This window comes from Pacificibacter sp. (genome assembly GCF_039769035.1).
Classification (GTDB): Bacteria; Pseudomonadota; Alphaproteobacteria; order Rhodobacterales; family Rhodobacteraceae; genus Celeribacter.
On the sequence record NZ_JBDMZG010000196.1, the window covers coordinates 1 to 8,476 of the forward strand.

Sequence of the window (8,476 nt, forward strand, 5' to 3'; positions counted from 1 at the left end):
CCGCTGGCGCACTGCGTTTGATCGAAGCGTATGAAGCCACCGGCGCCAAGGGCGATGCGGCCGCACAGGCCGTGATCACATGGCGCGAAATCGCGCTGTCGGACAGCGAAGCGCAATCATTGCAAAATCGCTACGGCAAATCGGTGACAAATCACACCACGGCACGCATACGGCGTGCGTTGTGGGCCAAAGATTACGACGAAGCCGCCAGCGTTGCGCAGCTGATGCCTAGCGGTTGGGACAAACTGGTGGTGGCGATTAAGGCCGTGGCCAAAGACCAAGACGGAATGGCCAAGGCGATCAACGCCGTTCCGAACGATCTTGGGGGCAACCCAATTTTGAGTTATGAGCGCATGGTGTGGCGTGCCAAAAATGGACGTGTCGATGACGCCGTGACGTTGATGTTGCAGCAATCCACAAGCCGCGAATCCTTAGACGAACCAGAGCAATGGGGCGACCGCAGGCGCGCGCTGGCGCGTCAAATGATGCGCGACGGCAAAGCCCGCATCGCTTACTCAGCGGCCTCACGTCACTATCTGCGTCCAGACGAAGATCATTATTCAGACCTTGAATGGTTGTCCGGATATATTGCACTTCGATACTTGAATGATCCGGCGCGCGCGCTGGATCACTTCAATCGCTTTCGCATGTCTGTCGCCTCACCCATTTCGTTGGGACGCGCGGGCTATTGGGAAGGGCGCGCTTTAGAGGCAATGGGCGCCAAAGCTGATGCCGCCGCAGCCTATGCATTTGGCGCTCAATTCCAAACATCATTCTATGGCCTGTTGGCAGCAGAACGCGCAGGCGTACCAATGGACCCCAAACTTGTCGGGCAAACACAGTATCCCCCATACGACAAAGCGACTTTTATGGGATCAAGCGTATTGCAATCCGCATTGCTTTTGCATGACGCAGGCGACTGGCCTTTGGCTGCCCGCTTTATGCGCCATCTTGGGGAAGCATTGTCGCCGCAAGAGATTGGCCAACTTGGCGATTTAGCACTGGATAAGAACCCCTATCTCGCGGTGCTCGTTGCGAAGCGCGCGGCGAGCCAAGGCGTCATTTTGCATCGCGCGTATTATCCAATGCATGGGCTTGAAAAGAACAGATTGCCCGTGCCCGCTGAACTGGCGCTATCGATTACGCGCCGCGAAAGCGAATTCAACCCGAAAGCGCGATCTCATGTTGGCGCGGCAGGATTGATGCAATTGATGCCCAAAACCGGCGCAGCTATGGCCAGCCGCGTTGGTATCGACGATTTTGAAGTGAACGACCTTTACGATCCAAAGGTAAATGTGCGGCTTGGCTCAGAATATCTGGCAAAGCTCAACGAAGACTACGGCTACAATATTCCCTTGATCGCTGCCGGTTACAACGCAGGGCCCTCGCGCGCGGATCAGTGGATCGAACGCTACGGTGACCCAAGATCAAGCAAAACCAACGTTGTCGATTGGATCGAACACATCCCCTTCCGCGAGACCCGAAACTACGTGATGCGCGTCGCCGAAAGCGTCCCTGTGTATCGCGCGCGTCTCAGCGGATCAGTGCAGCCGATCACCCTGTCGAAAGAGCTTAAAGCGCGCTAACAAAACTAAGATTTGGCGCGCGCCGACACCATCTGCGCGCGCACAAGTGCAAACACGCCCGCCCCCACGACCAAGGCCGTGCCAAACGCCACATTGAGGCGAATGACATCCCCAAACGCCACGACGCCCAGCACGGATGCAAAGGCGAGTTGGAAGTAGGCAAATGGCTGGATTGCTGAGGCCTCAGCCATCTCATAGGCGCGGATCAGCATGTAGTGTCCAATCGTTGCCGTGGTGCACAAAAGCGCCATCACCGCCCAATCGCTTGGCGTCATTGCCTCCCAAAACCATACGCCAATCAATGTCATAACGATCGCGCCAGACACGCCGGTGTAAAAGAACGTGACGGGCGCAGGATCTTTGCGCGAGACATAGCGATTGAGCAGGCCGTAGAGCGCAAACATGGCGGACGCCACCAAAGGGAAAATCAACTCTGGCGCAAAGACGCCGCCGGAGGGTTTGAGAATGATCAAAACCCCCAAGAACCCAACGGCCACAGAAAGCCACCGCCGCCAGCCAATCTTTTCCCCCAATATAGGGCCCGACAAAGCTGTGATTATCAGCGGGTAAATCGCAAACACTGCATGGCTTTCCACCAGACCCAGTTTTACAAAGCCAATCACCATCACAATGACTTCAAGCGCCAGTAACGCGCCTCGAAACATTTGCAGTTTGGGTTGCGCAGACCGCATCACGGCCCGCAACCCGCCGCTTGTACGCATGGACCACATGATAACAAAGCCCGCAAAGAACCAGTAGCGGATCATCATCACCATGTAGACGTTGTATTCAGCCGCAAGATGTCGCGATAATCCGTCTTGCATGGCAAAAATGAACATGGTGGTGACCATGAGCCAAATGCCCGTCGTGGTGTTTTGAGTGCTCATGAACTTCTTCCTAGATAAGTGCCGCGGCTCATGTGACGCTTGCGGCCAAACCCTTGAACACGTTCCACTTCGAACCCTGCGTCAGCCAAGGATTTGCGCACGTGGCCTGCCGCTGTATAGGTTGCGAATGTGCCCTTGTCCGCTGTATGCGCGCCGACTTCGGCCATCAAATCAGCGTTCCAAAGCTCTGGATTCTTGGCCGGTGAAAACCCGTCCAAGAACCACGCATCAGCCTTGCCAGACCACTGCGCAAGTGTTTCGCGCGCATCCCCAACGATGACTTCAACCTCGATATTCGCGACCCGAAAGCGGCGCAATCCTTGTGCCCACGCCGTCAAAAACGGTTCCGCAATGGCCGCCGCCTCAGGGAAAGCATTCAGCGCCGTTTTGACGTCAGTCACATTCATCGGAAAGGCCTCAAACGACGTGAACTTAAGAGGCATATCCGCCGGCGCTAACAACGCCAAAGCCAACATATTAAGCCCCGTTCCAAACCCCAATTCGGCAACATGAAAGCCAGCCTTCAAACGCGCAGGCAGATCATTCCCAGCCAGAAAAACGTGGCGAGTTTCTTCAAGGCCTGAGCCAATAGAAAAGTAAGGGTCATCGAATTGCGTCGAAACAGGAATGACCCCGTCGCGCCATTCGATGGCTGCTGTCTGGTGGTTGCTCATGAGATGTCTTAGATAAGGGAAATATCAGCTGACCATGCGCGTGTGTTCGGCGAAATTCAATGGGCAAAAATCGACTATGGGCAGTGCAGACATCACCATTTATGGCGCGGGCGCCTTTGGTTTATCGGCCGCATATGAGGCGCAGACGCGTGGCGCAAAGGTGCGCATCATCGACCCGAACGGCGTTGGATTTGGCTCATCTGGCGGCATCGTGGGGGCACTGGCACCGCACACGCCTGAACGCTGGGAACCCGCGAAAGAGTTCCAGTTGGAAAGCCTATTGATGTCGCGCACCCACTGGCCACACATTGAACAAGTCTCAGGCGTATCAACGGGTTACGGAAACTTGGGGCGCCTTCAAGCCATACCAAACGATCACCAGCTTGAATTGGCACACCTGCGTACAGGGGCCGCTAAAACTTTGTGGAAAGGGCTCGCTGAATGGCGTGTTGTGCCTGTGTCGGATGCCCAGAATTGGGCGCCGCAATCCCCGACGGGATGGCTCGTCCACGACACATTGTCAGCGCGGATCAATCCAGCGCGCGCCTGTGCAGCATTGGCTGAGGCCATCATCCGTCAGGGTGGAGAAATCGTAACCGACGCCGCACCTTCGGGCAAAATCGTGCATGCGACTGGCGTTTGGGGCCTTGAAGAGATGAGTGCGCGGATAAAACATGAAGTGGGAAACGGGGTCAAAGGACAGGCCATTTTGCTTGAGTATGATCTGCCAAATGCGCCCCAGATTTTCACGGGCGGCATTCACATCATCCCACATCACGACGGCACTTTAGCCATCGGGTCGACATCCGAACGCTACTATGATGCCCCGCAAGATACCGATGCACTGGCGGATGATCTTTTGGCGCGTGCGATCAAAGCGATGCCACAACTCGCGCACGCACGCGTTTTGAAACGCTGGGCTGGCGTGCGACCACGTGCGGCGACCCGCGCGCCCATGGTAGGTGAAGATCCATATCGGCGCGGCGAATTTGTGTTCAATGGTGGGTTTAAGATCGGCTTTGGCATTGTGCCGCTTGCTGCACAAAAACTGATGGATCTGGTGCTCGAGGACCGCGATACGATCCCCGAGGATTTCAAAGTCGAACGCTCTTTACCTACGCCGTCAGCAGATTAACTTGCGGCGGTGCGCAGCGCCGTCATCAGCTTTTCAAGCCCAGCTTGAGACCGTTCATCCACCAATTGGCCCGCCTCATCAAAGGCCTTGAACGAACTGGCGATCAGCACTTCAGGCGCTTGCAACAGCTGCGCGTTAAAGGGCGTCATCGCCCAGCGCAATGAATATTGCGTGCGCTCACCACCCGAACGCCCCGCCGCAGCTGACATGATCGCTACGGGTTTGCCTTCCCACGGCGACAGACCTGTTCGGCTAACCCAGTCCAGCGCATTTTTCAAAACGCCAGAGATCATTTTATTGTACTCAGGCGTCGATATGATCACTGCGTCTGCGTCAAGAATCTGCTTGGCCAGCGTCATCACGCTTTCGGGCATGCCTGCCTCTTCCAAGTCGCCGTCGTAAAGTGGCAAACGCAAGTCTGCCAATGTGAACTCACACTCGCCAAAGGTGGCGGCGGCAGCTTTCACGAGGGTGGTGTTGGTCGATGCCGCGCGCAAAGACCCAGATAAGCCCAAAAGTTTGACTGTCATTTTCAATCGCCTTTTTAGAACTCAACGCCGATTTGTGCTTTCACGCCAGAACGGAACGGGTGTTTAACCAGCTCCATTTCGGTGACCAAATCTGCCGCCTCGATCAGTTCTTCTTTGGCATTGCGTCCCGTCAAAACCACATGGGTGAGCGGTGGTTTTTCGGCTTTGAGAAAGGCGACAACTTCAGCGACATCAACGTAATCATAGCGCATCGCGATGTTGATTTCGTCCAACAAAACCATACGGTTGCTCTCATCGCGGATCAGCTCTTTGGCCTTAGCCCAAGCGGCCTGTGCCATTTCGATATCGCGCGCTTTGTCTTGCGTTTCCCACGTAAAGCCTTCGCCCATCGTGTGAAATTCACAAACATCCGAGAATTTTTCGGTGATCAGATTGCGCTCGCCGCATTCCATGCCACCTTTGATAAACTGCACAACAGCGCATTTCATGTCATGGGCGATGCACCGAAAGATCATCCCGAATGCGGCGGATGATTTCCCTTTGCCTTTACCTGTGTGCACCATGATCAGACCTTTTTCGCCGGTCTTGGTGGACATGATTTTATCGCGGGCAACTTTCTTTTTCGCCATTTTTGCGGCGTGGCGGGCGTGGTCTTCGCTCATGGGTGTCTCCTGAATTCGCTGACCTAGAACCTGCCCTGACCATGGACGAATGGCAATGGGCAAGACGCGCCATCACAAATCGAAAGAGGGCCGCCCCACCCCGGACCGGCCCTCTTCAAGTAGCGATGCGCCTAACGCCTTATCAGTTTAACGTTCAGTCTGAATCGAGACGCAATCGATCAGAGTTTGATTTAGAACGTCGGGAAATACACATCGCCGGGTGACAGGGTAAAAATCTCATACCCTGTTGCCGTCACAGCGATCGAATGTTCGAATTGCGCCGTCAGTTTCTTGTCCACAGTTATTGCGGTCCAATCATCTTTCAACACTTTTGTCTCAGGGCGCCCCAAGTTGATCATCGGCTCAATCGTGAAGATCATGCCTTCTTCCAACACGGGAGCCGTTTCACCGGCGCGGCGTGCGGGAACGTAGTGCAAAACATTCGGAGGCGAGTGAAACACGCGACCAATGCCATGACCGCAGAAATCACGCACGACCGTCATGCGGTTCTTGTGGGCGTGGGTTTGGATCGCACCAGCGATGTCGTCAAAGGTGTTGCCCGGTTTGACGGCTTCGATGCCATACATCAGCGCGTCATACGTCACAGTGATCAGACGCTCTGCAAACTTTTTGGCTTTGCCCGCGACATACATGCGGCTGGTATCGCCGAACCATCCATCTTTGATGACGGTGATGTCGATGTTTACGATATCGCCTTCCAGCAAGACGTCGTTCTTGCGGCCGGGGATTTTGGAGCCAGGAATGCCGTGACACACAACGTGGTTAACCGAAATACACGACGCATGCGCATAGCCTTTGTAGCCAATGGTCGCTGACGTTGTGCCAAGTTCGGTGACGCGGCGTTCGACAAATGCATCGAGCTCGCCCGTTGTTGCACCCGCTTGCACCAAAGGGCCGACTTCATCCAAAATCTGCGCCGCAACTTGACCAGAGGCATGCATGCCTTTGTAGTCATCGGGTTCATAAATGCGAATGCCGTCTTTTGTAATACGGCCATGATGCGTGTCGTTCACATCCGTCTCCTATTTGCAATTTGGGTGATATAAGCCGAAACACGTAAAAGCGCCAGACTTTAGGTTGTCGCACGCAAATTACTGCGCAGGCACGACAACAACTTCATCGGCCGAGGCATCAACGCCCAAAACCAAAATCTCAACGCCCGCCTTTTTCGCCGCAATTTCCGCCGCCGCATAGGTCGGGTCAATGTCGGCTGCAGCCGCAAAGCGATCACAATCCGTGCGACTGATAAGATACAGCATTACAGCCCGATCCCCAGCGGCGACTCGTTTGGACAATTCGCCTAAATGCTTTGCGCCGCGCACAGTTTTGCTGTCGGGGAATTCTGCCAAACCCCGTTGACGGCTCAGCGTCACGGATTTGACTTCGACCCACGTTTTGGCTGCCCCGTTTTCAACCAAGAAATCGACGCGAGAGTTATCGCCATAGGGCACTTCCGACCGGACATCGCCCTGCAGGCCGCTGATTGTCCCTGCCAAAAGCGCTTCTTTAACCACTTTGTTGGCAATGCTCGTGTCCACCACGATCAAAGCGCCATTTTGCTCGATCAATCGCAGGCCAAAATCCAGCTTTTTCTTAGGATCATCGTTCGGCTCAACCCAAACCGTCAGTCCAGGGTCCGACATTCCCATCATCGAGCCAGGGTTGGGACAATGGGCCGTCACCTCGCGCCCATCAGGCAGGCGAACGTCGGCTAAAAACCGTTTATAGCGTTTGATTAAGGTGGCGGGGATGAGAGGGGTTTGAAAGCGCATGCGACAGCACTATACCGAACACAGACCTCACTCAAGGAACACACCATGTCTAACCCAACCGCAGCCATGCTTGTTATCGGCGATGAAATTTTGTCAGGGCGCACCCGCGATGCAAATATGTTTTATCTGGCCAATGCGTTGACCGAAGTTGGGATTGACCTCAAAGAAGTGCGCGTGGTCTCCGACGACAAAGGCGCCATCATTTCTGCGGTGCAATCTTTGAGCCAAAGCTTTGGTTCTGTGTTCACCTCGGGCGGCATCGGCCCAACCCACGACGATATCACAGCAGACTGCGTCGCCGAGGCTTTTGGCGTGGGCATCGACGTGCGCCAAGACGCATACGATGTGATGGCAGCGCATTACATCGCGCAAGGGTCTGAATTCACAGAAACACGTATGCGGATGGCACGCATTCCTGACACGGCAACACTGATCGACAATCCTGTGTCTATCGCGCCGGGGTTCAAGATCGAAAACGTGCATGTCATGGCAGGCGTGCCCAAGATATTTGAAGCAATGGTGGCCTCTGTGTTGCCCACGCTCACAGGTGGCGTGCCGCTCAAATCGCAGACCTACCGCATTGATCAAGGCGAAGGGGCCGTCGCGACACCGCTGCGCGCTTTGGCCGACAAATACTCTGATCTGTCCATTGGATCCTACCCGTTCCAAAAGAACGGTGCTTACGGCACCAATATCGTCATTCGCGGCGGCGACGAGGCCAAAGTGACCCAAGCGATGAGCGAACTCATGGCGATCTTCCCGAACAACGGTGCATGATGGCACAGTCTGACCTTTGGTCAGCGCTTGAGGCGTCTTGGCCAGCTGCGCACCAAGAACGAGTGGGGCCTTTTATGTGGCGTGACGGCGCTGGAGGCGGCAGTCGCGTCTCAGCGGCAACGCTGGCGGGCAACGCAAATACCACCGACCTGAACGCCATTTTGGACAAGTTTAAGGATCAAAACCGCACACCATTGTTTCAAATACGCCAAGGCGATGCCGCGCTTGATACCATGCTTGACCAAGGCGGGTTTGAAATCGCCGACCCGACGCTTTGCTTAACCGCACCCGTGGAACACTTTGCGACCCCAGACCCAGAAACAAACTACGTGAGCTGGCCACCCATCGCGGTACAGCGCACGATTTGGCACACCGGCGGCATTGATGCCGCGCGACTTGAGGTCATGAACCGTGTGCAAGTCGCGAAGACATCCATTTTGGCGCGCACCGGTGAAAACCCTGCTGGCACCG

At 55.2% G+C, this 8,476-nt stretch carries 9 protein-coding genes and 1 pseudogene; 4 read left to right on the forward strand and 6 right to left on the reverse strand.

What is annotated here, in order from left to right; genetic code table 11:
* Positions 1–1,586 (forward strand): lytic transglycosylase domain-containing protein (locus ABF287_RS15885; protein ID WP_347185976.1); only part of this gene is annotated, 1,586 nt, incomplete at its 5' end.
* A gap of 5 nt (positions 1,587–1,591) precedes the next feature.
* Here ABF287_RS15885 and ABF287_RS15890 read toward each other — a convergent pair.
* The gene (locus tag ABF287_RS15890; protein ID WP_347185977.1) at positions 1,592–2,473 is read right to left on the reverse strand and encodes a DMT family transporter; all 882 of its coding nucleotides are present in this window, start codon (positions 2,471–2,473) and stop codon (positions 1,592–1,594) included.
* A complete protein-coding gene (mnmD, locus tag ABF287_RS15895; protein ID WP_347185978.1) occupies positions 2,470–3,147 on the reverse strand; it encodes a tRNA (5-methylaminomethyl-2-thiouridine)(34)-methyltransferase MnmD in 678 nt (225 codons plus the stop codon). Before mnmD ends, ABF287_RS15890 begins: the two co-directional genes overlap by 4 nt.
* A gap of 76 nt (positions 3,148–3,223) precedes the next feature.
* Between mnmD and ABF287_RS15900 the strand changes: the two genes are divergently transcribed.
* Positions 3,224–4,282 carry an FAD-binding oxidoreductase gene (locus tag ABF287_RS15900; RefSeq protein WP_347185979.1) on the forward strand — a complete coding sequence of 353 codons (1,059 nt, stop codon included), beginning with the start codon at positions 3,224–3,226 and terminating at the stop codon, positions 4,280–4,282.
* Here the strand turns inward: ABF287_RS15900 and ABF287_RS15905 are convergent.
* From ABF287_RS15905 to sfsA, 4 genes are all read right to left on the reverse strand, one after another.
* Entirely contained in the window at positions 4,279–4,812 is a 534-nt protein-coding gene (locus ABF287_RS15905) for an NAD(P)H-dependent oxidoreductase (RefSeq protein ID WP_347185980.1), read from the reverse strand. The genes ABF287_RS15900 and ABF287_RS15905 overlap by 4 nt on opposite strands.
* 14 nt (positions 4,813–4,826) lie before the next feature.
* Positions 4,827–5,435 carry a cob(I)yrinic acid a,c-diamide adenosyltransferase gene (cobO, locus tag ABF287_RS15910; RefSeq protein ID WP_347185981.1) on the reverse strand — a complete coding sequence of 203 codons (609 nt, stop codon included), beginning with the start codon at positions 5,433–5,435 and terminating at the stop codon, positions 4,827–4,829.
* A 191-nt stretch (positions 5,436–5,626) separates the two neighbouring features.
* Positions 5,627–6,469, reverse strand: coding sequence for a type I methionyl aminopeptidase (map, locus tag ABF287_RS15915; protein ID WP_347185982.1), 843 nt, complete (start codon positions 6,467–6,469; stop codon positions 5,627–5,629).
* A gap of 78 nt (positions 6,470–6,547) precedes the next feature.
* Positions 6,548–7,228: a DNA/RNA nuclease SfsA gene (gene sfsA, locus ABF287_RS15920; RefSeq protein ID WP_347185983.1), complete on the reverse strand. Its 681-nt coding sequence runs from the start codon at positions 7,226–7,228 to the stop codon at positions 6,548–6,550.
* A 45-nt stretch (positions 7,229–7,273) separates the two neighbouring features.
* Here sfsA and ABF287_RS15925 point away from each other — a divergent pair, with 45 nt between their 5' ends.
* Together ABF287_RS15925 and ABF287_RS15930 are read left to right on the forward strand one after the other, a co-directional pair.
* Positions 7,274–8,005 (forward strand): molybdopterin-binding protein, encoded by a 732-nt coding sequence (locus tag ABF287_RS15925; protein WP_347185984.1) that lies wholly within the window; start codon positions 7,274–7,276, stop codon positions 8,003–8,005.
* Positions 8,005–8,476, forward strand: a pseudogene (locus tag ABF287_RS15930) (GNAT family N-acetyltransferase); the annotation flags it as partial. The gene ABF287_RS15925 and the pseudogene ABF287_RS15930, both read left to right, overlap by 1 nt.